16 protein-coding genes and 1 pseudogene are annotated in these 25,291 nt (G+C 62.3%); 6 read left to right on the top strand and 11 right to left on the bottom strand.

Annotation, left to right across the window (positions count from 1 at the left end; translation table 11 throughout):
• Positions 1–107: 107 nt before the first annotated feature.
• Entirely contained in the window at positions 108–4,724 is a 4,617-nt protein-coding gene (locus BEN47_RS10435) for a choice-of-anchor D domain-containing protein (protein WP_083322316.1), read from the top strand.
• Between the two features lie 54 nt (positions 4,725–4,778).
• On the opposite strand, the gene BEN47_RS21440 is transcribed toward BEN47_RS10435, so the two are convergent.
• From BEN47_RS21440 to BEN47_RS22040, 5 genes and pseudogenes are all read right to left on the bottom strand, one after another.
• A complete protein-coding gene (locus tag BEN47_RS21440) occupies positions 4,779–4,922 on the bottom strand; it encodes a hypothetical protein (RefSeq protein ID WP_158010975.1) in 144 nt (47 codons plus the stop codon).
• A 248-nt stretch (positions 4,923–5,170) separates the two neighbouring features.
• Positions 5,171–6,583 carry a TolC family protein gene (locus tag BEN47_RS10430; protein ID WP_158010973.1) on the bottom strand — a complete coding sequence of 471 codons (1,413 nt, stop codon included), beginning with the start codon at positions 6,581–6,583 and terminating at the stop codon, positions 5,171–5,173.
• Between the two features lie 180 nt (positions 6,584–6,763).
• Positions 6,764–9,841, bottom strand: a complete 3,078-nt coding sequence (locus tag BEN47_RS10425) for an efflux RND transporter permease subunit (protein WP_083322314.1) — start codon at positions 9,839–9,841, stop codon at positions 6,764–6,766.
• Between the two features lie 199 nt (positions 9,842–10,040).
• The gene (locus tag BEN47_RS10420) at positions 10,041–10,706 is read right to left on the bottom strand and encodes an efflux RND transporter periplasmic adaptor subunit (RefSeq protein WP_239691561.1); all 666 of its coding nucleotides are present in this window, start codon (positions 10,704–10,706) and stop codon (positions 10,041–10,043) included.
• Between the two features lie 116 nt (positions 10,707–10,822).
• Positions 10,823–11,074 (bottom strand): annotated as a pseudogene (locus BEN47_RS22040) (efflux RND transporter periplasmic adaptor subunit); the annotation flags it as partial.
• A gap of 360 nt (positions 11,075–11,434) precedes the next feature.
• Here BEN47_RS22040 and BEN47_RS10415 point away from each other — a divergent pair.
• A complete protein-coding gene (locus BEN47_RS10415) occupies positions 11,435–11,791 on the top strand; it encodes an MGMT family protein (RefSeq protein ID WP_070728199.1) in 357 nt (118 codons plus the stop codon).
• Between the two features lie 98 nt (positions 11,792–11,889).
• Entirely contained in the window at positions 11,890–14,571 is a 2,682-nt protein-coding gene (locus tag BEN47_RS10410; RefSeq protein ID WP_070728196.1) for a TonB-dependent receptor, read from the top strand.
• Between the two features lie 149 nt (positions 14,572–14,720).
• Here BEN47_RS10410 and BEN47_RS10405 read toward each other — a convergent pair whose 3' ends face one another.
• The 4 genes from BEN47_RS10405 to xseA form a co-directional block, all read right to left on the bottom strand.
• The gene (locus tag BEN47_RS10405) at positions 14,721–15,134 is read right to left on the bottom strand and encodes a response regulator (RefSeq protein WP_070728192.1); all 414 of its coding nucleotides are present in this window, start codon (positions 15,132–15,134) and stop codon (positions 14,721–14,723) included.
• Positions 15,131–15,952 (bottom strand): sensor histidine kinase, encoded by an 822-nt coding sequence (locus BEN47_RS10400; RefSeq protein ID WP_070728190.1) that lies wholly within the window; start codon positions 15,950–15,952, stop codon positions 15,131–15,133. The genes BEN47_RS10405 and BEN47_RS10400 overlap by 4 nt, the downstream gene beginning before the upstream one ends.
• Positions 15,953–16,300: 348 nt before the next feature.
• On the bottom strand, positions 16,301–16,603 hold the full coding sequence (xseB, locus tag BEN47_RS10395) for an exodeoxyribonuclease VII small subunit (RefSeq protein ID WP_070728186.1): 303 nt from the start codon (positions 16,601–16,603) through the stop codon (positions 16,301–16,303).
• Positions 16,604–16,686: 83 nt separating this feature from the next.
• On the bottom strand, positions 16,687–18,039 hold the full coding sequence (xseA, locus tag BEN47_RS10390; RefSeq protein ID WP_070728182.1) for an exodeoxyribonuclease VII large subunit: 1,353 nt from the start codon (positions 18,037–18,039) through the stop codon (positions 16,687–16,689).
• Positions 18,040–18,350: 311 nt separating this feature from the next.
• On the opposite strand from xseA, the gene BEN47_RS10385 reads away from it, so the two are divergent.
• From BEN47_RS10385 to BEN47_RS10375, 3 genes are all read left to right on the top strand, one after another.
• Positions 18,351–20,402 carry a M13 family metallopeptidase gene (locus BEN47_RS10385; protein WP_070728179.1) on the top strand — a complete coding sequence of 684 codons (2,052 nt, stop codon included), beginning with the start codon at positions 18,351–18,353 and terminating at the stop codon, positions 20,400–20,402.
• A 161-nt stretch (positions 20,403–20,563) separates the two neighbouring features.
• The gene (locus tag BEN47_RS10380) at positions 20,564–22,663 is read left to right on the top strand and encodes a M13 family metallopeptidase (protein WP_083322311.1); all 2,100 of its coding nucleotides are present in this window, start codon (positions 20,564–20,566) and stop codon (positions 22,661–22,663) included.
• A 171-nt stretch (positions 22,664–22,834) separates the two neighbouring features.
• Positions 22,835–23,233: a BLUF domain-containing protein gene (locus BEN47_RS10375; protein WP_070728176.1), complete on the top strand. Its 399-nt coding sequence runs from the start codon at positions 22,835–22,837 to the stop codon at positions 23,231–23,233.
• 23 nt (positions 23,234–23,256) lie between these two features.
• On the opposite strand, the gene BEN47_RS10370 is transcribed toward BEN47_RS10375, so the two are convergent.
• Both BEN47_RS10370 and BEN47_RS10365 read right to left on the bottom strand, forming a co-directional pair.
• Positions 23,257–23,976 carry a peptidylprolyl isomerase gene (locus BEN47_RS10370; RefSeq protein ID WP_070728173.1) on the bottom strand — a complete coding sequence of 240 codons (720 nt, stop codon included), beginning with the start codon at positions 23,974–23,976 and terminating at the stop codon, positions 23,257–23,259.
• 118 nt (positions 23,977–24,094) lie between these two features.
• Positions 24,095–25,261: a zinc dependent phospholipase C family protein gene (locus BEN47_RS10365; protein WP_158010971.1), complete on the bottom strand. Its 1,167-nt coding sequence runs from the start codon at positions 25,259–25,261 to the stop codon at positions 24,095–24,097.
• Between the last annotated feature and the right edge of the window lie 30 nt (positions 25,262–25,291).

Genomic DNA, 25,291 nt, shown 5'->3' with positions numbered 1-25,291 from the left:
ATTGCGCCGAATCTGTTCACTGCCGCAGGCGGCGCAATAGTGTTGCGTATAAACCATAACCCCCAATACGCATTTCACCTTATATCAGACCACCGCCAAAAATTTACATGCAATGGCAGTCAGTCCGCTGGATGCGGCTGCTCACACTGTTGGCGCTGCTGCTGCCCTTGGCGGGGCGCGGGCAGGTAGTTATCAGCCAGGTATATGGCGGAGGTGGTAACACGGGTGCTACCATCAAGCAAGACTTTATTGAACTGTTCAATCGAGGGACCACTCCTGTAGACCTGAGCAGCTACACCCTCCAATACACCAGCGCGGCAGGTACGTTTTCCGTAGCGGCGAATACTAGCTTCACGCAGTTGAGTGGTATTATTCAACCTGGCAAATACCTGCTAGTTCAAGAGGCGGCTGGAACTGGAGGCACCACCAATTTGATGCCGGACATCACCGGATTTATACCTCTGAGCGGTACGGCAGGTAAAGTGGCATTGGCAAACAACAGCACGGCCGTTACGGCCACCGCTGGGCCAAATTCGACCTTTTCTAGCAACGTAGTTGATTTTGTCGGCTACAACACAACAGCAACGTCGTACGAAGGCGCCAACCCCGTGGCGGCGCTTACGAATACTACGGCCGCTATACGGGCTGGTAACGGCTGTACTGATGGCAACAACAACGGCGCCGACTTTGCAACTGGTGCCCCAACTCCGCGCAACTCCGCAACCGCTGCTGCTCCGTGCAGTGCCACGGCCACCCCAGCCGAAATCAACGTGAAGCAGGGCACCACCACCTACCTCACGGCCAGCACCTACAGCGGCTTTGCCACCACCACCATTGGCAGCACCGATGTTAAGGCGTTTACCATTGAAAACCTCGGTGGTACTATTCTTAACATTGCCAGCATTGTGGCCACCGGCGACTTCAGCGTGACGGGCACCGTGCCCACCACCGTGGCTGCCAATGGCATGGCCACGTTCAACGTCACTTTTACCCCCTCGGCTGCCGGCACCCGCACGGGCACCGTCACCATTGCCAGCGACGACAGCGACGAAGCTTCCTACGTCGTGAACCTGAGCGGCGAGGGCCAGGCCAGCGTCCCCAACCCGGAAATCAATGTGCAGGTGGCGGGCACGGACTACCTCACTGCCAGTGCGTACGCATTCGGGTCCACCCAGGTGGGAACCCCTGTTACGGCCACTTTCACTGTGCAAAACCTCAGCACTACAGACGCCCTGAGCGTGACTGCTCAAGGCGTGACGGGCAGCACTGGCGCCGGCTTTAGCCTGAGCGGCACCGCCACCCCTTATGTGGTGGCGGCCAACAGCTCGGCCACTTTCACCGTGACGTTTTCCCCCACTTCAACGGGTGCTAAAACGGGGGTAATCACCATCGCCAGCAACGACCAAAACGAAGCTAGCTACGTTATCAACCTGACGGGTACGGCCACCGCCGCGCCGCCTACGCTTACCGCCGCTACGGCTTCGTCCTTGCTGCTTGGCATTCCCAGCGTGGTGGTATTTACGGGCACGAACTTCACCAGTGCAAGTGTGATAAACTACTCCGGCGGCACGGTTTCCGGGTTCACATTTTCAAGCGCCAGTTCTATTCGGGCCACGCTCACGCCCACGGCCACCGGCGCCGGTACGGTTTCGGTGACCACGGCAACTGGTACCACGGCGACCCTGCCCATGGCCGCCACCACTCCCCCAACGGCCGATTTGTTTGAGCCTTTTGAGAGTGTTTTCCAGAGTTCCTACACCACCATGCCTACGGCATTAGCACTCAGCAGCGGCTCAGTTACAATTCTACAAGCCCTCCTTGGTAATGACGACCCGCGCAACAACAGCCAGTCGGCCCGCATCCGGGGCGGCGGCTACGTAGAGTTTGCCCGCACCGCCGGGGTCGGGACGGTTGGCTTCCTGGCTGCTCCTTTCAATGCCACCGATGCTGCTGCCTTTACCCTGAGCTACAGCATCGACGGCGGCACCACTTTTGTTCCCGTAGCGGGCACGCCTACTCCGGCGGCCTTCACGGGCACTTCGCTCACGGCGTATAGCTACACCCTAAACCAGGTAGGCAACGTGCTGGTCCGCATTGGCACTACCAATACGAATACCGGAAACAACCCCCGCGTGAACATCGACGACGTGCAGCTGAGCAACTACACCGCTCCAGTGGCCTGCGCGGCCCCGAGCACCCCCACCTTCGGCAACATCCAGCAAACTTCGGCCGAGGTGACGGTGGCCCCCGGCCCGAACGGCACCGGCCCCTTCACCGTGACGGCTACGCCCACGGCGGGCGGCCCGGCCATCACCGCCACGGGCGCTTCGCCCGTCAGCCTCACCGGCCTTGCGGCCGGCACCAGCTACTCGGTCACGGCTACTTCGAACTGCAACACCGGTTTCAGCAGCCCCAGCCAGCCTTCGGCGGCCGCTACGCTGACCACGGCGGGAGCTACCCCGGCGCCCACTCTGGCCGTAACCCAGGGCAGCACCAGCTACCCCAGCAATGGCACCGCGTACGGTTTTGGTAACCAAACGGTGGGCTCGACCAGTGCCCCGGTGGCCTTCACGCTCACCAATAGCGGCCCCGACGCCCTCACGATTAGCGGCATCAGCGCCACCGGCGACTACGCCGTGAGCGGCACGGTGCCCACCACGGTAGCTGCCAATGGCGGCACGGCCACGGTCAGCGTTACGTTTGCGCCTACCGCTACGGGCACCCGCACCGGCACGCTGGTAATCAATTCCAACGCTACCAACGCGGCTACTTACACCGTCAACCTCACCGGCAACGGCCAGGCAGCCCCGCTGGCTGACCTCGTGGTAAGCAACACCCAGGCCATCTCGGGTAGCTATAATAACGTGACCGTAACGGCCACGGGCCGGGCCACGCTGAGTGGTACGCTCACAGTAGCCGGCACCTTGCTGGTGCAAACGGGCGGTGTGCTGACGCAAAATTGCCAGGCCCTCAATGGCGCCGGCAACTTCACGCTGCAGGCCGGTGCGGGCCTGGTCATCTGCGACCCGGCCGGCATCACGACCACCGGCGCTACCGGCGCCATCCAGGTAACGGGCACCCGCTCGTACAGCCCCGGCGCGGCTTATGTCTACAACGGCACCGCTGCCCAGGTAACGGGCTCCGGCCTGCCTGCTCAGGTAGGTGGCCTGGGCGTAGCCAATGCCGCTGGCGTGACGCTGAGCCAGGCCGTGGCCGTGTCGCAGCAAGTGACCCTGCAAGTGGGCAACCTGAACACCAACGGGCAGGGGCTCACGCTGCTTTCGTCGGCGGCCGGCACGGCGTTCGTGGTCAATTCGCCCACGAGCGTGGTGAACGGCACGGCCACCGTGCAGCGCTACATCGACAACACCAACCCCGTGGGCTACCGCCATTATGCGGCCCCGGTGAGCAATACCACGCTGGCTGATGTGGCCACCGCGGGCTTCGCACCTACCTTCAACACGGCTTACAACACCAGCCCCACGCCCGGCACCGTCACGCCGTTCCCCACGGTGTTTGGCTACAACCAAAGCCGAATTGCTACGGTAAATTCAACGTATGGCGCGTTCGATAAAGGCTGGTTCTCGCCCGTAGCGGCCGACCCCATGCTGCCTAACCGCGGCTACACGGTGAACGCGCCCAATACAGCCCTCGTCGATTTTGTGGGTACCCTGAACAACGGCCTCCAGCCTTCGGGGCCGCTGGCCCGCGGCACCGATGCCCAGGCCGGCTGGCAGTTCCTGGGCAACCCGTACCCGGCGCCCCTCGACTGGAGCACCGTGGCCGATGCGCAGCGCCCGGGCATGGACGCCGCCATGTACGTGTTCCAGAGCAGCGGCCAGTACGGCGGCTCCTACCGCTCGTTTGCCAACGGCGTGGGCGGTTCGCCGCTCATTCCCATGGCTTCGGGCTATTTTGCCCGCGTAACTACGCCCGGCACCGCGGGCGCCGTGAACCTAACCAATGACAACCGCGTGACCACCGCCGCCGCAGTTCCCGCCTTTGGGCGCGGCACCGCCGATGTACGCCCCCAGCTGCACCTGCAGCTGCGCGGCACCGCGGGCCTCGACGAAGCCTACGTGTACTTTGAAGCCGGTGCCACCGCCGGTCTCGACCCTCGCTACGACGCCGTGAAGCTGGCCAACCCCAGCGGCCTGAACCTGGCGTCGGTTACCGGCAGCGAGCAGCTGGCCATCAACGGCCTGCCCACGCTGGGTGCCACTGCCCTGGTCGTGCCCTTGGCCGTGGCCGTGCCCCAGGCCGGCAGCTATTCCTTCGACGCGGCGGATGTGGCCAATCTGGTCGGTACCACCGTCACGCTGGTCGATGCCCTCACCGGCACCCGCACAGTGCTTGCCACGGGCAGCACGTATGCCTTTGCGGTGGCTGGGACTTCGGCCGCCGGCCGCTTCTCGTTGGAATTCCGCGCCAGTGGCGTACTGGCCACCCAGGCGGCCAAAGCCCTTGCGGCCCAAACCCAACTGTTCCCGAACCCGGCCTCAACGACCTTCCGGGTAGCCATGCCGCTGCTACGCCACAAGGCAGCCGTGGCTGCTACGTTGACCAATGCCTTGGGCCAAACCGTGTTGACCCGCTCGCTGAGCGCACCCGCCGGTCAAGCCATTGCGGCCGACTTTGACGTGCGCGGCCTGGCCCGTGGCGTCTACACCCTGCGCCTGACCATGGACGGCGAACAAGTGGTGCGTAAAGTGGTGGTGGAATAATCCTGCCTCCTGCACGGAGCAAAAACGGCCGGTCCCCATCGGGCTTGTCCTTACCTAAACCAAAAAAAGCGTCGGCCGGTAGGCCGGCGCTTTTTTTGGTTTGCTGGTCAAGTAGTTGCGCGCCGGCTCGCGCAGGCGCAGGGCAAACGTACCGGCGCTGGGCTGGGCCCAGGTTAGGTCGAAGAGTTGGGCGGCCACCACCACCCAGCTCTTGCCCGGGATTCGACGGCTTCGGGCCAGCTCGGCTCGGTCTTGCCCCTGACCAGCAGGTAGCTACCGGGCTCTTGTAAATACGCATGTCTACATGCTGCCGCCTACGTCCAAAAAAAGCGCCGACCCGCTAGCCGGCGCTTTCTCAATGAAGCCGTTTAGCCGAATGCCATGAGCGGCGCTTCGCGCTATTGCCCGGCAGTGCCCCTACACTAACCCACAAACTGCTTTAGATGCTACTGGCCCTGCACCATGCCGCCGCTCAGGCGGCGGAGTACCGTTTCGGCCTGCTTGGCCTGGAAGCGGATGTCGAGCAGCCGGACTTCGGCATCAAGCTGCGTGCGCTGGGCTTCGCGCAGGGCCAGGGGTGTGAGCAGGCCCAGGCGGTAGCGCTCCAGGGCGATGGCCACGTTCTCGCGGGCCAGCAAAATATTGCTTTCTTCGAGGTCCAGCAGCTGCAGCCGGTTTTGGTACCGCGCGAAAGCCTGCTCGGCATCGGCCCCAATCTGCAACTGGGTCTGGCCGAGCTGCAATTGGCTCTGCTCTTCGCCGACGCGGGCGTTTTGTTCCAGGCGGTGGCGGTTGAACCCGTCGAAAATGGGCACGGTGGCCACCACGCCGTAATTAAAGCCATTGGATAAGGTAGTAGCAGTGCCTTGCTCTCGCGAACCGGGCAAAAAAGCTGCGCCGTTGAAATTGCTGGTCCGAATATACCCGGAGGTCAAGTCAATTTGTGGGTAGCGAGCGGCCCGCGCCAGCTTGCGGTCGTACGTTGCCACTTCGGTATTGATTCGGGCTTGCTGCAGCCGTGGATTCGCCTTTTGAATGGCTTGGATGATGGCCGCTTGGTCCAAGTCGCGCGTTACCACAATGGAGTCGGTGGGCTGAAAGTCGAGGCGTGCCGCACGGCCTAGCAAATTATTAAGATTGATTTTGGCCGTGGTAAGCAGCTCCTGCTGCTGAATGAGCAGCGACTGGTCGGCGTTGTAATCTACACGGGCTGTGAGCACTTCCACTTTGGCACTCACGCCCACATCCACCCGGGCCTGGGTGAGGTCGATGCGGGCTTGGCCAATTTTCAGGGCTTCTTCAATGGACTTGATTTTGCCCGCTTCGCGCACCACCGAGTAGTAGGAATCGGTGATGCTGGCCACGGTTTCTTCGGCGGTGGCGCGGGTGAGCTGGCGCTGGCCTTGATTCAAGGATTTCAGGCGGTCGTAGGCGATGAACATTCCAAAACCATCAAAAATAGTCCACCTCGCGGCCACATTGTTGTTGCCCTGGATAGTAGGAACGTTGTTGTTGACGCGTGGGTCTCCCTGGCTAAACTCCTGCCGCAAGTTGTTGCGGTTGTAGGTGCGGGCGAGGTTGCCGTTCACTGTGGGCAGCTGGCCGGCGTTGCCACGGGTCACGTTGTTTTCGGCAATCTCCTCATCGGTGCGCGCAAGCCGGATATTGAAGTTGTTCTCCAGCCCCAGCTGAATGGCCTGCGCCAGCGTGAGCGGCGGCGCGTCGGCCACCGTTACGGGTTTGGCCGTTTGGGGCTTGGCGGTGGGCTTTTCAATGGATTGCTTCGGTATGAACACTGGCTGTTGGGCCTGCGCCGCACCAGTAGCAGCAAAAAGAAGAAGAAAAAGAAAACGGGACATGAGGAGCAGAAAGAACATAAAACTCTCCTCCTTACCAAGGAGGGGACGTTTCAGCGAAGCTGAAACTGGGGTGGTTGTGGCGTTGAGCAAACAGCATCCGCATCGTGCAACAACTTCACCACCCCCGTCCGAGCCTGCGGCTCGAACATCCCCTCCTTAAAAAAGGAGGGGAGTTTGGCCTTATACCGTTGCGGCTTCGGCTGGTTTTGGCTTGTGCTTTTTGGCCGTGGCGAAGTAGGAGTACATCACCGGCACTATGTACAGTGTGAGGACCGTGGCAAACAGCAGCCCGCCCACCACGCCAATGCCCATGGCCCGGCGGCTGAGCGCGCCCGCCCCTGTGGCAATGGCAATGGGCAGAATACCCAGAATAGCGCACAGCGAGGTCATCAGAATGGGGCGGAAACGGGCCGTAGCGCCTTCAATAAGGCCGGTCATGTAGTCCACGTTGAACTTCTCGACGCGCTGGTTGGCAAATTCCACGATGAGAATACCGTTTTTGGTCACCAGGCCAATCAGCATGATGATGCCGATTTGCGAGAACAGATTCAGCGTCTGGTTGAAGTACCACAGGCTGAGCAGAGCGCCGGAAAGGGCCAGCGGCACCGTCACCATGATGATGACCGGGTCGCGGAAGCTCTCAAACTGCGCGGCCAGCACCAGGTAAATCAGCACCAGGGCCAGGCCGAAGGCGAAGAGCAGGGACGAAGAGCTTTCCTCGAAGTCGCGGGAAGTGCCCGATAGCTCGGTGGTGAAGGTATCGTCGAGGTTTTGCTCGGCAATGGCGCGCATGGCCGTGATGCCGTCGCCCAGGGTTTTGCCGGGGGCCAGCGAGGCCGAGAACGTGGCCGAGTTGTAGCGGTTGAAACGGTAGAGCTGGGGCGGCGTGCTGCTTTCCTCCAGGCGAATGACGTTGTCGAGCTGCACCAGTTCGCCGGCGGCGTTTTTCACCGAAAGCAGGCGCACATCCAGCGGCTGGTTGCGGTCTTCGCGGGCCACCTGGCCGATAATCTGGTACTGCTTGCTGCCCCGAATGAAGTAGCCGTAGCGCTGGCCACTGAGGCCGGCCTGCAGGGTCTGGGCAATGCTCTGAACCGAAATGCCCAGGCTCTGGGCTTTCTCACGGTCGATGTTGACGCGCAGCTCGGGCTTGTTGAACTTCAGGTTCACGTCCACGAACTGGAAGGTGGGGTCCTGGCGGGCCAGCTCCAGAAACTTGGGCACCACTTCCCGCAGCTTTTCAAAGTCCTGGGTTTGCACCACGAACTGCACCGGCAGGCCGCCGCCGCCGCCGCCAATGCTCTGGTCCTGCGACACCGAGGTGCGGGCGGCGGGCAAATTCTTTACGCCCGCGCTCAGGGTCGTGGCCACCTGGTCCTGCGTTATTTTCCGCTGGCCGGCCTCGTTCAGCAGCACCCGCGCAAAGCCCGAGTTGGAGCCACCGCCAAAGCCCGGTGAGGTCACTGTGAACACGCTGTTCAGGTTTTCGGCACCCACCGAGTCAATCGCCAGCTTGGTGAGTTGGCTGATGTAGTCGTCCATGTACTCGAACGAAGCTCCTTCCGGGCCGGTGGCGTTCACGTTCACGCGGCTGCGGTCCTCCACGGGGGCCAGCTCCGAGGGAATGATTTTCAGGAAGCCCCAGATGCCGCCGCCCGTTACTACTATCATCACCCAGGCCAGCCAGCGGTTGCGCAAAAACGAGCGCAGGCTGTCCTGGTAAGCGCTTATCATCTTCTCGAAGAACGGCTCGGTTTTGCGGTAGAACCAGTTGTGCGTTTCCTGGCGCTTCAGCAGCTTGGCGCACATCATGGGCGTGAGCGTGAGCGACACGAAGGCCGAAATCAGCACCGAGCCCGCCACCACGATGCCGAACTCGCGGAACAGCCGCCCCGTGATGCCCGTGAGGAACACCACCGGCAGAAACACCGCCGCCAGCACCACCGTCGTGCTCACCACGGCCACCAGAATTTCCTCGGTGCCCTTGATGGCCGCTTCCTTGGGCTCTTCGCCGTCCTCGATGCGGGAATAGATGTTTTCCAGCACCACAATGGCGTCGTCCACCACCAGGCCAATGGCCAGCACGATGGCCAGCAGCGTGAGCACATTGATGGAGAAATCGAGCAGGTACATTACGAAGAAAATACCAACCAGCGACACCGGAATGGCCACCACCGGGATGATGGTGGAGCGCCAGTCGCGCAAGAACAGGAAGATGATGACCACCACCAGCACAAACGCCTCGATGATGGTGTGCTCCACCTCGCTGATGGAATTGCGGATAAAGACCGAGTTGTCGATGCCCGTCTGCAGCTTCAGGTCGGGCGGCAGGTCCTTGCCAAAGACGCGCAGGCGCCGGTTGAACTCGTCAGCGATGTCGATTTGGTTTGAGCCTGGCTGCGGCACCACGGCCAGGGCCACGCCGGGCATGCCGTTCACCCGGAGAATGGTCTGGTCGTTTTCCGGGTACAGCTCGGCGTAGCCAATGTCGGACAGGCGCACGAGCGAGATGTCGTCCTTGCGGATAATCAGGTTGTTGAAGTCTTTGACCGACGTCAGGCGGCCCATGGTGCGCAGCGTGAGCTGGGTGGCCTGCCCCTGCACCGAGCCGCTGGGCAACTCCACGTTTTCGCGGGTGAGGGCCTGCTGCACGTCCACGGGCGACACGCGCAGGGCCGACAGTTTCACCGGGTCCAGCCACAGGCGCATGGAATATTTCCGCTCGCCGTACACCCGTATTTCCGACACGCCCGGAATGGTCTGGAGCCGCTCCTTGAGGGTGTTGTTGGCGTAGTCCGTGAGTTCCAGTAGGGTGCGCTTGTTGGAGATGACGTAGGTGATGACGATGGGCTGCGAGTCGGCGTTGGCCTTGCTCACCACGGGCGGGTCGATGTCGCGGGGCAGGCGGCCTTGCGCGCCCGATACCTTGTCGCGCACGTCGTTGGCCGCCGTTTCCAGGTCGGCGTCAAGGTCGAATTCCACCGTAATCTGGGTACGGCCGTCGCGCGAGTTCGACGTCATATTCTTGATACCGGCAATGCCGTTCAAGGCCTCCTCCAACGGCTCCGTCACCTGGCCCTGCATCACATCGGCCGAGGCTCCGGTGTAAGTAGCCGACACCGAAATAATAGGCGGGTCCACGCTCGGGTATTCCCGAACGCTGAGATACCGAAACCCAATCACCCCAAAAATGATGATAACCAGGCTCATCACAATGGCGAGAACCGGCCGGTTGATGCTGGTGGTGGAAAGACTCATTTGCTTGTTGGATATAGCACGATAAACTCCCCTCCTTACCAAGGATGGGATGTTCGAGCCAACGGCTCGGACGGGAGTGGTTAGGGCGTTGAACGACTCGTAGTGTCCTCGTTCAGGTATCGTTCAACGCCCTAACACCCCAGTTCAGCCTTGTGGCTGAACGTCCCCTCCTTGGTAAGGAGGGGAGCTTGACGTTCAATTACTTAATCACCCGCACCGCGTCGCCCGGTTTCACCTGCAGGATGCCGGTTCGAATTACCGTGTCGCCCACCGCAATGCCTTCCGTAATTTGAATGACCTTGTCGGAGCGAATGCCGATTTTTACTTTCTGCGGCACCATTTTGCCGCCTTTCACCGTGTATACGTTGTAGCCGCTGGCTTCCGGAATCACGGCTTCGGTGGGTACCTGCAGGGCGGTTTCGGTTTCACCCAGCTTCAGGTTTACCCGCACGAAGGCGCCGGGGCGCAGCTCGTTGTTGGTGTTGGCGAAGCGGGCGCGCACGGGCTGGGTGCGGCTCACCGGGTCAATCTGCGGGTCGATGGCGTACACCTTGGAGTCGTAGGTCTTGTTGGTAGTTTCGTCCACTACGCTCACCACGTCGCCCACCCGCACGCTGGCGGCAAAGCGGCCGGGCACGGCAAAATCAATCTTCACGGGCCGCACGCGCGACAGCGTGGTGATTTCGGCGCCGGGGCTCACGTAGGTGCCCACCGTGGCCGTGCTCAGGCCCAGCACACCGGAGAATGGCGCGCGCACGTAGGCTTTGGCCAGCGTGGCCCGCAGGGCCTGCAGGTCGGCCTGGGCCGTGAGCAGCGCGTTGTTCGACTGCTCGTATTCCTGGGCGCTGATGTATTCTTTGTCCAGCAGGGTGCGCTGCGCTTTTCTTGGTCGCGAAACAGTTTGATGTTGTATTGCTGCTTCTGGATGGCGGCCTGGGCCTCGTCGGCATTGATGCTGAACAGGAGCTGGCCCTTGCTCACCGCCTGCCCTTCCCTGATGTTGAGGCTGGTGATTTTGCCCGACAGCTCGCTTTTGATGATAACCGATTCTTCGGCCAGCACGGAGCCCGTGGCGGCTACCTGGTCGGTGAGGCTGGTGGCGGCTACCACGTACACCTGCACCGGCACCAGCTGGCCCTTGCCGCCCGCGCCGCCCGGCCCGCCTTTGCCGCCCTTGCCACCCGCCGCGCCTCCTTTTTTATCGCCTCCCGCATTGCTGGGGAAGTACTTCATTTTTACAAATACCAAGCCCGCGATGACCAGGGCCGCAATCAGCCAGCCCAGCCAGGCGCGGCTTTTGGAAGGCGGGGTTTCGGGCTCGTACTCAGGCAGGGGAGGGGCCGCACTCGGGCCCGGTGTGGTCGTCGTATCCCACTGCGGGGCAGGGGCAACGGTGGTGGTTTCAACTGGCATAGGTGGCAAGAACGCGCAAATAGCGGCGGATGTTTAGGTCGGGGCCCACCGCCCGCGCAAAGCAGCAGGAAGCGAGTAGGGGTAGCGTATATAGTGCAAATTTTGCCCGAAAGGTTGCGCGCCTCTATATAAAATAGACGTAGGCCGGCATCACCCGGACCGAAACCTATCTTCGTCCCGATGAAGCCAACTGCCCAAACCGCCCCCAAGCCCCGCAATTTTTTCCAGGATGTGCACGAAGTGGTGCGCCTCATTCCGGCCGGGCGGGTGAGCACCTACGGCACCATTGCCCACTACCTGGGGGCCCGGCACGGCGCCCGCACCGTGGGCTACGCCATGATGGCCGCCCACACCGCCGACCAGTACGTGCCCGCCCACCGCGTGGTAAATCGGCTGGGCCACCTCACCGGCCGCCTGCACTTCGCCACCCCCTTCGCCATGCAGGAAGCCCTGGAGGCCGAAGGCGTGCGGGTGGAGGAAGACCGGGTGGTAGAGTTCGCCAGGCTGTTCTGGGACCCGGGCGTGGAGCTGGCGTAGCGCCGGCCCGGCGGGGCCGCCAGCATGGCTTTATATTGGTCCCCGCTAAGCTGTATATTTGTTGTCCCCGGAGTGTGCCGGGTGCTCTTTATTCAGGTATGAAGCACTTTTTTACTGTTTTACTTACGGTTCTGTTCGCGCTGCCGGCTCTGGCGCAGAACACGTTTTCCATTCGAGGGCGCGTCCTCGACAAGGTGACCGGCGAAACCCTGCCCGGTGCCACGGTGCAGGTAACGGGCGGCGGGCAGAACACCGGCAGCGGCGCCGATGCCGACGGTTCCTTTAAAATCCCCAACCTGCCCGCCGGCACCTACACACTGCAGGCCAGCTTCATTGGTTACAAGCCGCTCACCCAAACGGTCAGGGTATCGACCCAGAACGTGGTGGCTTCCTTCGCCCTGAGCCCCGACAACGCCAGCCTGGAAGAAGTGACCGTGGTGGCCGCGCAGGCCCAGGAGCGGAGCACGCCGGTGGCCTTTTCGGCCGTGAGCGAGGTGAAGCTCCGCGAAACCCTCTCCAACCGCGACCTGCCCATGATTCTCAACGAGACGCCCGGCGTGTACGCCACGCAGCGCGGCGGCGGCACCGGCGACTCGCGCATCAACGTGCGCGGCTTCGACCAGCGCAACGTGGCCGTGCTCATCAACGGCGTGCCGGTGAACGACATGGAAAACGGCAACGTGTTCTGGTCCAACTGGGACCTGGGCGACGTAACCAAGTCGCTGCAGGTGCAGCGCGGCCTGTCGGCGTCCAAGATTGCTGTGCCCTCGGTGGGCGGCACCATCAACGTGCTCACCAAAGGCTTCGACGATAAGAAGTCGGTGCTGGCCCGCGTGGAAACCGGCTCCAACAACTACCAGAAATACTCGCTCATGCTCAGCTCCGGGCAGCTCAAGGGCAACTGGGCGTTCACGGTCTACGGCTCGCGCCGCACCTCCGACGGCTGGGTGGACAAGGCGTTCGACGACGCTTACACCTACTTCGGTACTATCAGCAAGCGGGCGGGCAAGCACAGCCTGTCGCTCACCGGCCTGGGCTCGCCCCAGAAGCACGGGCAGCGTTCCTTCCCCGCGCAGGTGGGGGTGTATTCGGATGAGAAAGCCCGCGAAATCGGCGCCAAGCCCGTTATCAACGGCAACCGCGGCTTCCAGTACAACCCGTACTGGGGCACGCTGGACCGCTACAGCCTGGGGCCGAATGGCCAGAAAACCAGCCGCGGCCAGGAGGTCCTGAACGAGCGCACCAACTTCTACCACAAGCCCCAGGTGAACTTCAACGACCTCTGGCAAGCCACCGACCGCCTGTTTGTGTCCACGGTGCTGTATGCTTCCTATGGCACGGGCGGCGGCTCCAGCGGCCTCACCGCCACCAACTCCACCACCATCGCCCAAAACAGCGCCACCGGCCAAACGGATTTTCAGAAGATTTACGACGACAACATCGGCCTGCCCACGGCCAACAACCCCAACCCGAACCCCACCCGCCGCGCCACCCAGTTCCTGATTAACAGCGTGAACAGCCACCGCTGGTACGGCTTCGTGGTGGGCGGCGACTACCTGGTGAACGACAAAGTGACCTTCTCGGCGGGCGTGGACGGCCGCAACTACACGGGCCTGCACTACCGCGAAATCCGCGACCTGGTGGGGGCTGATTTCGCGCTGGCGCCCGCCTCGGGCCGCGACCGGAACGCCGACCCCGCGGCCCGCCTGCAGGTAGGCGACAAGCTCGGCTACAACTACGACGGCAAAACCCGCTGGCTGGGCGGCTACTCGCAGCTCGAATACAAGACGCCGCTGCTCTCGGCGGTGGTGAGCGCCACGCTTTCGCAGGTGGCGTACAAGCGCATCGACTACTTCCAGCTCAGGCAAGCCGACGGCAGCCCGGTTGAAACCGACTGGACCCGTTTCACGGGCTACAGCGTGAAGGCAGGTGCCAATTACAACATCACCGAGCACGACAACGTGTTTGCCAACGTGGGCTACAACAGCAAGGTGCCGTTCTTCAACCTGCTGTATACCAACGCCGGCCGCAAGTACGACAACGTGCGCCCCGAAGGCATTTCAAGCGCTGAAATAGGCTACGGTATTTCGTACCCCAGCCTGAAAGTGACCCTGAACGCCTACTACACCCTGTGGTCCAACAAAACCACCACTTCTTTTTCCAACGCTTCCGGCGAAGCTGTGTACAGCAACGTGCGCAACGTGAACGCCCGGCACGCCGGCGTGGAACTGAGCGTGGCGCAGGAAATCAGCCGCCGCCTGCAGCTGAACGCCGCCATTTCCATGGGCGACTGGCGCTGGACCGGCAAAGGACTGCTCAACCAGACCAAGGAAGACGGCTCCTTCGTAAATCCCGACCTGGTGGACCAGCCAGTGTTCCTCGACGGTACCCACGTGGGCGACGCCGCCCAGAACCAGTTCCAGATTGGCCTGCGCTACGAGCCGTTCCGCGGCGCTTACATCCGCCCCTCGTTCCTGCTCTTCACCAAGTACTACGCCGATTTCAACCCCGAAACCATCCTCGACCCCGCCAGCAGCACCGACTCGTACCGCCTGCCCACCACCCGCAACTTCGACCTGCACATGGGCTACGATTTCAAACCCGTCCTGAATAACAAGGTGCGGCTCGGGCTGAAAGGCTCCATTCTGAACGTGTTCAATGAGTTCTACTTCACCGACGTTTCGAACCGTAGCGCTTCCAACAACGGCAGCATCGACCTGCTGCAGGCCTTCTTCAACCGCGGCCGCACCTTCACGGTGGGCCTGTCGGCCACGCTCTAAGCAACGGCTGGCCCTGGCTTAACTACCAAAAAAGCCCCCGCTTCCTACGCTGAATAGGAAGCGGGGGCTTTTCGGTACCCTACGACAGGCGGAGCCGCTACGCACCGGAAACCGCGCAAGTGTCGCGGCCGGGGCCGCTGCCACGGCAGCTACTGGCCGCTGCTGGCGGCGGCGGCCAGCACGGCGCTGCGCATCTCCTCGGGCGAGGTGTTTTTTACGAGGTAGCTATGGGCACCTTCGGCTAGCACGGTGCTCACCAGGGAAGGGTCGTCGTGCATGGAGATGATGACCACGCGCACCGCCGGGAACTGAGTACGCAGCAGGCGGGTGGTTTGCAGGCCGTCGAGAATGGGCATCTGCATGTCCATCAGCACCACGTTGGGGCGGCTGCCCTGGTCCAGTAGCTCGAGGAGCTCCTGGCCGTTGCCGGCTTCGCACACTACCTCAATGCCCGTGTAGCCGCTGAGCAGCGCCCGCAGGCCTTTGCGAAACAAGATATGGTCGTCGACGATGGCCAGGCGAACTGGCACGGTCCCGGCCGCGGGAGTGGAGGTAGGTGTCATGGATTAAGGGTAAAAGAAGGGGCGGGCGTGCCGGCTGGCAGCAGCGTAACAGGCAAAATGGCCTCGACGCGGGTTCCCACACCTGGTTCGGAATGATAATGCAATTGGCCTCCCAGCACCGCCACGCGGCTGCGCAGGTTGATGAGGCCCATGCCCACGGGCTGGCCGTGGGGGCCGGGCGGGGGCAGTTCTTCCAGCGCCGCCAGGTCGAAGCCCTGGCCGTCGTCGGAGTAGGTGAGGGTGAGCAGGCCCGGCACGGCGCCCACGCGCAGCACGATGTGCGGGGCATCGGCGTGCAGCAAGCCGTTGGTGAGCAGCTCCTGGGCAATGCGGTACACCATCAGCTCGTGCGGGGGAATGAGACGGCCCAGCGGCCCTTCCTGCTCCAGGCGCACTTCGGGGCCGCTCTCGGTGGGAACGGCCTGCACCAATGCGCGCAGGGCCTGAGCCAGGCCCAGCTGCTGCAGCGTGGCCGGCTGCAGGTTGCGCGAAATGCGGCGCACTTCGGCCACAGCCTGGTCAATCAGGGCGCTGGCTTCGGGCGCGGGCGGGCTGCCAGGAGCAAACAGGTGGAGCTTGGCCAAGGCCAGAATGGTGCCTACGCCGTCGTGTAGCTCGGCCGCTATGCGCTGCCGCTCGTCTTCCTGCGCTACCAGGGCCGCTGCCAGTGCCTGCTGCTGTGCTGCTTCCTGCAGCTGGGCCAGCTCCTGCTGCTGCCGCAGTTTTATCCGCTGGTAGCGTACCACAAACCACACCAGCCCAAGCACCAGCAAGAGCAGCGTAGGCGTTAGAAGTAATAAGGGTGGAAAGTCAGTCACATGCAGGCACCTGCCGGACAGGTAGCACAAAAGAAGAGAAAAAGAATCAGTCGGTTAATGGATGCGGGTGCAACCTAAGGCATGTAGCATACATGCAACTGTTCAGGTTGCGTTTTCTTCGCAATGGGTTTGGTACAGCGGAGAGAGACACAGGATGTTGCGGCTCGTCGCTGAACAATAACGCCCGAACGGCGCGGCTCCGGTCATTCAACGGCGAGACGCAAGATATTGCGTCGCTACCTCGTGCAAATTGCCATTAACACGCTTGGAAACAATTGAAGAAAAAGAAGTTTGTATTGGAGGCAGGAGTAAATATAAGGATGTAATAGGCACTGTTGGTTGGGCTTCCTACCAGCCGCGGCCGGGCCCGCCGCGCAGGTCGTCGTGCTCGTCGTTTTCGTCCTCATCAGCGCCTTCATCGGCTTCCTGGTCGTCCTCGTCCTCGGCCAGCTCGTCGGCCTCGTCTTCATCGTCCAGGGTGTCGAAAACGCGGTCGAGGGAAGCTTCGGCGTGGCGCAGCTTGTGGCGGCATAGCCGAATTAATTCAGCCGAGCGTTCGACGCGGGTGGTGAGGTCGTCTACGTCCACGGCATCGGTCTCGAGGGCGCGCAGGATGGTTTCTAATTCCTCGATGGCTTCGCGGTAAGTCATTGTTAGTTGCTGGTTGTCAGATGTTCGTGGTCAGCCATTGGGGCTGGCTGTCCGTTATTGGGGTGTGGCTTGCCGGCCGCTGGTTAGCTCCTGGCTGATAATTGCCGGCTGCTAATTGATAGCTCCAGCAGGCGCAGCTCGGCCCGGTGCAGGTGGCGCTCCAGCACCAATTGCAGTTGGAAGCGGCGGCGCAAAAGGTTTTCGCGGCGGCGCCGGTGGTGACGCGCGAAGCGGCTTAGCAGCTGGCGGCCGCGCTGCCGTAGGCCGCGCTGCTCCCGAGCCAGCGCCCGGCGGGCGGCGCGGGGAAGCTGGTGCCGGTAGCGGCCCAAGTACTGGGCCAGCGGCGCAGTTGTTCGCGGGGGCCTTGGGCGGCCTGGCGGACGCGGGTGTGGCAGGGCATCGCGGGCCGCATCGAGCTGCCGATGGGCGGCGTAGCGGCTGCGCCCGCTGAGCTGGTCGAGGCGGGCGTGGCGCTGGCCGAGCTGGCCGCGGGCCAGGGCCACCACCCGCTCGCCATAGCCCATAAAAGCAGCTTCGAGCCGGCCCAGCCGCTCCACCAGGAACACGGCCAGGGCGGTGGGGGTTTTCAGGGCGCGGTGGGCCGTGAGGTCCACCAGGGCCTCGTCGCGCTCGTGGCCAATGCCGGTGAGCACCGGCAGGGGAAAGGCGCCCACGGCCGCCGCCAGCCCGTATTCATCAAAGGCCAGCAAGTCGGTGCGGCTGCCGCCGCCCCGGATAATCACCACGGCGTCGAACTGGCTGCGGCGCGCCCGCACCCCGTCCAGCGCGGCCCGAATGCTGGCCGGGGCGTCGTCGCCCTGCATGGCCGCCGGAAACAGGGTGAGGGCAAAGTCATACGGCGCTTCATCGAGCTGCTGCACAAAATCCTGGAAGCCCGCCGCCGTGGGCGAGGAGATAACCGCCAGCCGCTGCGGGGCCAACGGCAGCACCAGCAGCTTCTGGCGCTCAAGCAGGCCTTTTTCTTCCAGCTGCCGTAGCGTTTTTAGGCGCAGCAGGGCCAGCTCGCCCACGGTGTAGCTCGGGTCGATGGCCACCACGTCGAGGCTCAGGCCGTACTGCTCGTGAAAGCGCACCTGCACCCGCAACAGCAGTTTCAGTCCGGCGCGTAGCGGCTGGCCAGTGTGGTGCTCAAAGGCCGGCGCTAGCTGCTGGTAGCGCTGGCTCCAGAGCGTGGCGCGGGCCTGAGCCTTGACGGGCGTGCCGCGGCTGTCGATGGTTTGCTCGGTGAGGGTGAGGTAGCAGTGCGCCCCGGCAAAGCGCGGCACGGTGAGCTCGGACACCTCCGCCACCACCCAATAGGAATCGGCCAGCTGCTGCTGCAGGGCCTGGCGCACGCGGCCCAGCAGGTCGGCCAGGCCCAGCGGAGCCGGTGGCAGGGTAGGGGGAAGCTCCGGGCGGCGGTTGTAGAGCGGCATGGGCGCAAGTTACGGGCGAGGGACGTAGCCGGGCCGGAAAAAACCGCACTCCTCTCCTTTTTTAAGGAGGGGACGCTGGCGCGAAGCGCTAGCTGGGGTGGTGAAATCGTTGAACGACAACCGGGCGACTGGCCATGGGATAATTCAAGCTCAAACTGCTCTCTAGCCGCTCCCATCCGACGTCCGCGACTCAAGCCTCACCCTCTTTAGACTAAACAGGGAATTACTGTTCTTTATTCTCTCCCTGCAACCGTCGCAAGAGCCAGGTGTCTGTAACTTCACGGCATCATTTCCCATCCCAACACTCTTATATGATTGCAACTGTAATTGCGCGGCGGCTTAGCCTGGCCGTGCTCGGATTAGGTAGCTTGGTCGCTACCACCGCGGTGGGCCAGACCACCCAGAAAGGCGTTGGCATCACTATTGCCAACATCGACCAGTCGGTGAAGCCCTGTGAGGACTTTTTTCACTACGCTTCGGGCAACTGGTTGAAAAACAACCCAATTCCGGCCGCTGAGTCGCGCTGGGGCTCTTTTAATGAGTTAGCCGATAATAACAATGCCACCCTCCGCGCCATTCTCAATGATGCCGCTAAAAACGCCGCCAAGGCCCCCAAAGGCTCCAATGCCCAGAAAGTAGGTGACTTCTACGCCTCCGCCATGGACTCGGTAGCCATTGAAGCCGCTGGCCTGAAGTACCTGCAGCCGCACCTGAATCGCATCGCGGCCATCAAGGACCTCGGCGAGATGCAGCGCTTCCTGGCCGACCCCAAGGCCCACGCCGGCAGCGTGTGGTACGGCTCGTACGTGGGTCAAGACGAGAAAATCAGCACCCAGTACGCGGTGCAGATGGGCCAGGGCGGCCTTTCGCTGCCCGACCGCGACTACTACCTCAAGGACGACGCCCGCTCGAAGGCCATTCGGGCCGCCTACGACACCTACCTGGTGAACACCTTCAAGATGCTCGGCGACAACGAGGCCACGGCCAAAAGCAATGCCGCCGCCGTGCAGCGCATCGAAACCCGCTTGGCCAAGGCCAGCAAAAGCCGCGTGGACCTGCGCGACCCCTACGCCAACTACACCAAAATGACGCTGGCGCAGGCCAACGCCGCCTACCCCAACCTCAACCTGCCGCTGGTGCTGAAGGAAAGCGGCCTGGGCGCTGCCAAAGAGGTGATTGTGGGCCAGCCCGACTTCATGAAGGAAGTGAGCGCCATGCTCAAGGAAGAGCCCATCGCCGACCAGAAGCAGTACCTGCGCTTCCATTTGGTGAGCAGCGTAACGGCCGCGCTGCCCAAGGCGTTTGGCGACGAGAGCTTCCGGTTCTCGCAAACCCTGACCGGCGCCAAAAAGCAGCAGCCGCGCTGGAAGCGCACATTGCGCGCCACCGACGGGGCCCTGGGCGAGGCTTTCGGCCAGCTTTACGTAGACAAAGCCTTCTCGCCCAAAGCCAAGGCCAGCGCCAAGGAGATGATTGAGAACCTGCGCGTGGCCTACGCCGAGCGCATCAAGGCTACGGACTGGATGAGCGAGGCCACCAAAAAGGAGGCCCTGACCAAGCTCAACGCCTTCGTAGTCAAAATCGGCTATCCTGATAAGTGGAAAGACTACTCCAAGCTCAGCATCGGCCGTGAGTCGTACCTCAACAACCTGCTGGCGGCCCGTGTGTGGGCCAACCAAGACCAAATCAGCCACTTCGGTAAGCCCATCGACCGCAACGAGTGGGGCATGACCCCGCCCACGGTGAATGCCTATTATAACCCGCCGATGAACGAAATCGTGTTCCCGGCCGGCATCCTGCAGCCGCCCTTCTACGACCCCAAGGCCGACGACGCGGTGAACTACGGCGGCATCGGCGCCGTGATTGGCCACGAAATGACCCACGGCTTCGACGACCAGGGCCGCCAGTACGATTCCAAAGGCAACCTGCGCGACTGGTGGACCAAAGAAGACGCCGACAAATTCAACGCCAAGGCCGACATTGTGGGCAAGCAGTACGACGCCTTCATGCCGCTGGACTCGGTGCACGTGAACGGCAAGCTGACCATGGGCGAGAACCTGGCCGACCTCGGTGGCCTCACCATTGCTTACGCTGCGTTTAAGAAAACCCCGCAGGCGAAGGCCGGCAAAACCATCGACGGCTTCACGCCCGAGCAGCGCTTCTTCCTGGGCTACGCTCAGATTTGGCGCAATAACTCCCGGCCCGAGGCCCTGCGCCAGCAAGTGCAGACCGACCCGCACTCGCCCGCCGAGTTCCGCACCAACGGCCCGCTTATGAACATGCCCGAGTTTTTCGAAGCCTTTGGCTGCAAAGACGGCAGCAAGATGATGCGAGCCCAGGCCGACCGCTCTAAGATTTGGTAGGCTGCCAAGAACGATTTAACAGTTAAAACAGAACGTCATGCTGAGCGCAGCCGAAGCATCTCTACCGCGAGAGTAATTAATTTCAGTATTGCGGTAGAGATGCTTCGACTACGCTCAGCATGACGTTCTTTCTTTTTTCATTTCTCTCATCCCATTCACTTATGTATCAATTCTCTTTTGTGCGGCGCGCGGCTTTTTCCGCGGCGCTGCTTGGGTTGGTGGCCTCCGCGGCCCACGCCCAAACCAAGGTGAAAACAAAGTCCAGCGCGGGCAAGCAGAAGACCGTGGCACCGGCCGGCACCGGCAAGCCCGGCATTGGCATTAACATCGCCAACATTGACAAGTCGGTGATGCCCTGCGACGACTTCTTCCAGTACGCCTCCGGTACGTGGTTGAAAAACAACCCCATCCCGGCCGCCGAAACCCGGTGGGGCTCGTTCAACGAGCTGGGCAATAGCAACCAGGCCATCCAGCGCCGCATTCTGGAAAAATCGGCCGCCGACCGCACGGCCAAGCCCGGCACCAACGCCCAGAAAGTGGGCGACTTCTACGCCGCTTCGATGGACAGCATGGCCATCGAAAAAGCCGGCCTGAAGTACCTGCAGCCGCGCCTTGCCCAAATCAACGCCATCCAGGACCTGGCCGGCATCCAGCGCTACCTCGCCGACCCCAAGGTTTTTGCCAAAGGCTGGTACGGCTTCGGCGTGGCCCAGGACAGCAAAAACAGCAGCCAGTACGCCGTGCGCATGGGCCAGGGCGGCCTCTCGCTGCCCGACCGCGACTACTACCTAAAGGATGATGCCCGTTCTAAGGCCATCCGCAACGCCTATCAGGCGTACCAGGTGAACCTATTTAAGATGCTGGGCGACGACCAGGCCACGGCCGAGAAAAACGCCGCTGCCGTCACCCGCCTCGAAACGCGCATGGCCAAAATAACCCGCACCCGCGTGGCCCTGCGCGACCCCAACGCCAACTACAACAAGATGACCGTGGAGCAAGCCACGGCCGACTACCCCAACCTGAACCTGCCCCTGCGCCTCAAGGAAAGCGGCTTAGCCAGCGCCAAGGACGTAATTGTGGGCCAGCCTGAGTTTCTCAAAGAAGTAAGCGCCATGCTGAAAGAGGAGCCCATTGCCGACCAGAAGCAGTACCTGCGCTGGAATCTGGTGAGCAGCGTGACCGCCGCGCTGCCCAAGGCCTACGGTGACGAGAGCTTCAAGTTCTCGCAAGTGCTGACCGGCGCCAAGCAGCAGCAGCCCCGCTGGAAGCGCGCCCTGCGCGCCACCGACGGTGCCCTGGGCGAGGCCTTCGGCCAACTCTACGTGGACGAGGCCTTCAGCCCCGCTGCCAAGGCCCGCGCTCTGCAAATGGTGGAAAACATGCGCGTGGCCTACGCCGAGCGCATCATGGCCACCGAGTGGATGAGCGCTGCCACCAAGGCCGAAGCGCTGAAGAAGCTCAACGCCTTCGTGGTGAAGATTGGCTACCCCGACAAGTGGAAGGACTATTCGGCCCTGAACATCAGCCGCGAAAGCGCCCTGAACAACCTTTTCGCCACCGCCGAATGGTCGTCGAAGGAGCGGCTGGGCAAGTTTGGCAAGCCCATTGACCGCAACGAGTGGGGCATGACCCCGCCCACGGTGAATGCCTACTACAGCCCGCCGATGAACGAAATCGTGTTCCCGGCCGGCATCCTGCAGCCGCCCTTCTACGACCCCAAGGCGGATGATGCGGTGAACTACGGCGGCATTGGCGCCGTGATTGGCCACGAAATGACCCACGGCTTCGACGACTCGGGCCGCAACTACGACTCGAACGGCAACCTGCGCGACTGGTGGACCAAGGAAGACGCCGAGAAATTCACGACCAAAGCCGCCGTGGTGGGCAAGCAGTTCGATGCCTTCTCGCCGCTGGACTCGGTGCACGTGAACGGCAAGCTGACCATGGGCGAAAACCTGGCCGACCTCGGCGGCCTGACCATTGCCTACGCCGCGTTCATGAAAACCCCGCAGGCGAAGGCTGGCAAAGCCATCGACGGCTTCACGCCCGAGCAGCGCTTTTTCCTGGCGTATGCCCAAATCTGGCGTTCCAACTCCCGGCCCGAGGCCCTGCGTCAGCTCATCCAGACCGACCCGCACTCGCCCGGCCAGTACCGCACCATCGGCCCGCTGCAGAACATGCCGGAGTTCCACAAGGCCTTTAGCTGCAAGGAAGGCGACAAAATGGTGCGCTCCGGTGCCGACCGCGCCAAAATTTGGTAAGCTTATTGCATAGTGCTGATTGAATCAAGGGTGAGAAATTGTTCTCCCTCTTGATAGAAGAAGGCCCGTTCCCCTTGGGGACGGGCCTTTTTATGTGCCCGGCACCACCGTTCTGGTTGCAGAATCCGGCAAGTGTCCCTAGGTTTGATGGTTAATTACGTTTCCTGCCGCATGCACCACCTTGTTTATACCAGCACCGCCACTGCCCCACTCACCGAGGACAACCTGCGTGGGCAACTCGGGCACTGGCGGGCCACCAACGCCCGTCTGGGCGTGACCGGCGTGCTGCTCTACAGCGAGGGCAACGTGCTGCAGGTACTGGAAGGAGACAGCGAAGTCATCCGCTCGCTCTTCGCCACCATTGCCCGCGACGTGCGGCACCGCAGCATAACCAAAATAGCCGACGGCCCGGTGCCGGGCCGGGCTTTTTCCGACTGGTCCATGCGCTTCCGCGCCGTGGAATCGGCGGATTACGACCGGTTTGTGCAGCAGATACATTTCGCGCCCAACCACGCCAGCAGCCTCGCCCCGTTGCTGGAGGCCTTCATGGCGTCCGACCCGCTGGACTGAGCCGCCGGCCATTGGGCTGAGGCCTATTTCAACACTTCTACCTTGAGCGAAATGTCTTTGATGGGCCACTTATCGGGCTCCACGGGCTCGTTGGCAATTTTGTCGACCACGTCCTGGCCTTCCACAATCTCCCCGAATACGGTGTATTGGCCGTCGAGCGAGGGCACGCCGCCCACGGTGGCGTAGGCTTTTACCTGGGCCGGGGTGAGCTTGCGGCCGGCCATGGCCTGCGACTGGTTGGGGTCGAGCTTTTCGCCCACCACGAAGTAGAAGTCGGTGTTGGAAGACAAGCGGCCGGGGTTTTGCTCGTCGTCGTAGCGGGCCATGCCCAGGGCGCCTTTTTTGTGAAAATGGTCGGGGCGAAACTCCGGCGGCAGGCGGTAGCGCTTCAGCCGGATGGTGCGGGCGCCGTAGGTCTGGCCGCCCTGCACGGCAAAGTCTTTCACCACGCGGTTGAACATGGTTTCGTCGAACACGCCCTTGCGGGCCAGCAGCAGGAAGTTGGCCTTGTGCACGGGCGTGTCGTCGTAGAGCTTTACCCGGATATTGCCCAGGCGCGTTTTAATGAGCACTTCCGAGCCGGGGTACTGGCGCCCGTAGGCCCGCAGCGCGGCGGGCGCGGCGCTGTCGGTGAGGCTGGCCAGGTTGGGGCCGGGGATTTCCCGGGCCGGCTTGGCGGGCGCGGTGGCGGGCGGCGCCTGGTTGCAGGCAGCCAGCAGTAGCAGAAAAACGAGGCGTTTCATGGCGTAAAGTACATCCTGGGCATTTTAGCCCGCAGACGGTGCGGAGGAAGATGCAGAACATTCTGCGGCTTTTGCGCCTTCCTTCGCACCGTCTGCGGGCTAAGAAAAAATAGCACGCTTACTCGGGCGCGTTGCCCTTCTGCTTGATTTTTTCGATGCCGTCCTTGCCTTTGGTCTTCACCTTGAGCTTGTCAACGGCCGGGGCCGCTTCTGTGGCCTCGGGAACCGGGATTGGTTCGGGCGCTTCGTCGGGCGTGTCGGCCATGCTCTTGGCCGATTTGATTTCGTCGACCACTTCTACCTTCTTGGGTTTTTGCTGGGCCAGCAGCAGCTGGTCCTTGCTCAGGGTGTTGCGTTTCCACGCCGCCAGCTCGTTGCTGAGCTTGTCCTTCTCCTCCTTGCTGGTTTTGTTGGGTGTCATCAGCTCGTTGAGGTTCGGCTTGCCTCCGTCTTGCCAGGCCGTCAGCCAGAGCGATGAAATCAGGGTAGGCGCGCCCTTGAGGCGGTAGTTTACCATGCCGCCCACGGCTTTGTCGTAGGAGTCGGCAAAGGCGTCGGAGTAGCGACGCGACGTTTTGCCGTTGCGGTGCGTGAAGGTGAAGCGCACGTCGGGCTTCATCACTTTTTCAATCTTGGTGGCGCGGTCAAACGTCTCGCCCACGAAGCCGAAGCTTTCCTGCAGCACGCCCCAAATGGCCGCCAGCGGGTCCTTCACGTACTTAGCCGGCTCGCCCACCAGGTTGTAGCCGTTGATAAACCGCTCGGGCAACTGGCTTTCCCAAAGGCTGTGCAGGCCTTTCTGGTCGGTGAGCTGGCCGTCGTAGTTGATGGTGGTGTGGAGTGGCACAAAGGCATCGCCCACGTAGTGGCTGAGCTCGGCCGAGTACTTGATGATGGCCACCGTGTCGCGCATCCGGAAGGCCTCGGTGAGGCTGGCCTGCGTTTCCAGCACCACCCACGGCACGGTGCCGTACTTCTTCAGCGTGTCGGCCGAGAATTTTTCCACGGCCTTGTCGTACTGCCGGGGCATGCGCCCAAACGGGTCGGATTCGGAGTAATGGTCGATGTCGATGAAGTGCTTGGGCGCTTCGGAGGGGTCGGTGTTGCGGCGCTCGTCGGGCGACGTGCTCAGGCGCACAATTTCGGCCATGTGCCGGTAGTAAAAAGCCTGCATCGACGCGGGCAGCTCATATACTGCTACCTGCGTAATGGTGCGGTGGCCAAAGAAACCCCAGGCGCCGGCAGTACCGTGGGCAAGCAGTAGCGCCGCAAGCAAGAGCGGCAAGAGGGTTTTTTCATGAAAAATAGAATGATT

Origin of the sequence: Hymenobacter lapidarius (assembly GCF_001816145.1) — a bacterium.
Classification (GTDB): domain Bacteria; phylum Bacteroidota; class Bacteroidia; order Cytophagales; family Hymenobacteraceae; genus Hymenobacter; species Hymenobacter lapidarius.
The sequence above is the reverse complement of the archived record's forward strand: the minus strand, read 5'-3'. Positions and strand labels throughout refer to the sequence as shown.

Coding starts and splice junctions, on each gene's coding strand:
- BEN47_RS10435 (WP_083322316.1), top strand. CDS start 108: ATGCAATGGCAGTCAGTCCGCTGGATGCGGCTGCTCACACTGTTGGCG.
- BEN47_RS10430 (WP_158010973.1), bottom strand. CDS start 6,583: ATGTCCCGTTTTCTTTTTCTTCTTCTTTTTGCTGCTACTGGTGCGGCG.
- BEN47_RS10425 (WP_083322314.1), bottom strand. CDS start 9,841: ATGAGTCTTTCCACCACCAGCATCAACCGGCCGGTTCTCGCCATTGTG.
- BEN47_RS10415 (WP_070728199.1), top strand. CDS start 11,435: ATGAAGCCAACTGCCCAAACCGCCCCCAAGCCCCGCAATTTTTTCCAG.
- BEN47_RS10410 (WP_070728196.1), top strand. CDS start 11,890: ATGAAGCACTTTTTTACTGTTTTACTTACGGTTCTGTTCGCGCTGCCG.
- BEN47_RS10405 (WP_070728192.1), bottom strand. CDS start 15,134: ATGACACCTACCTCCACTCCCGCGGCCGGGACCGTGCCAGTTCGCCTG.
- xseB (WP_070728186.1), bottom strand. CDS start 16,603: ATGACTTACCGCGAAGCCATCGAGGAATTAGAAACCATCCTGCGCGCC.
- xseA (WP_070728182.1), bottom strand. CDS start 18,039: ATGCCGCTCTACAACCGCCGCCCGGAGCTTCCCCCTACCCTGCCACCG.
- BEN47_RS10385 (WP_070728179.1), top strand. CDS start 18,351: ATGATTGCAACTGTAATTGCGCGGCGGCTTAGCCTGGCCGTGCTCGGA.
- BEN47_RS10380 (WP_083322311.1), top strand. CDS start 20,564: ATGTATCAATTCTCTTTTGTGCGGCGCGCGGCTTTTTCCGCGGCGCTG.
- BEN47_RS10375 (WP_070728176.1), top strand. CDS start 22,835: ATGCACCACCTTGTTTATACCAGCACCGCCACTGCCCCACTCACCGAG.
- BEN47_RS10370 (WP_070728173.1), bottom strand. CDS start 23,976: ATGAAACGCCTCGTTTTTCTGCTACTGCTGGCTGCCTGCAACCAGGCG.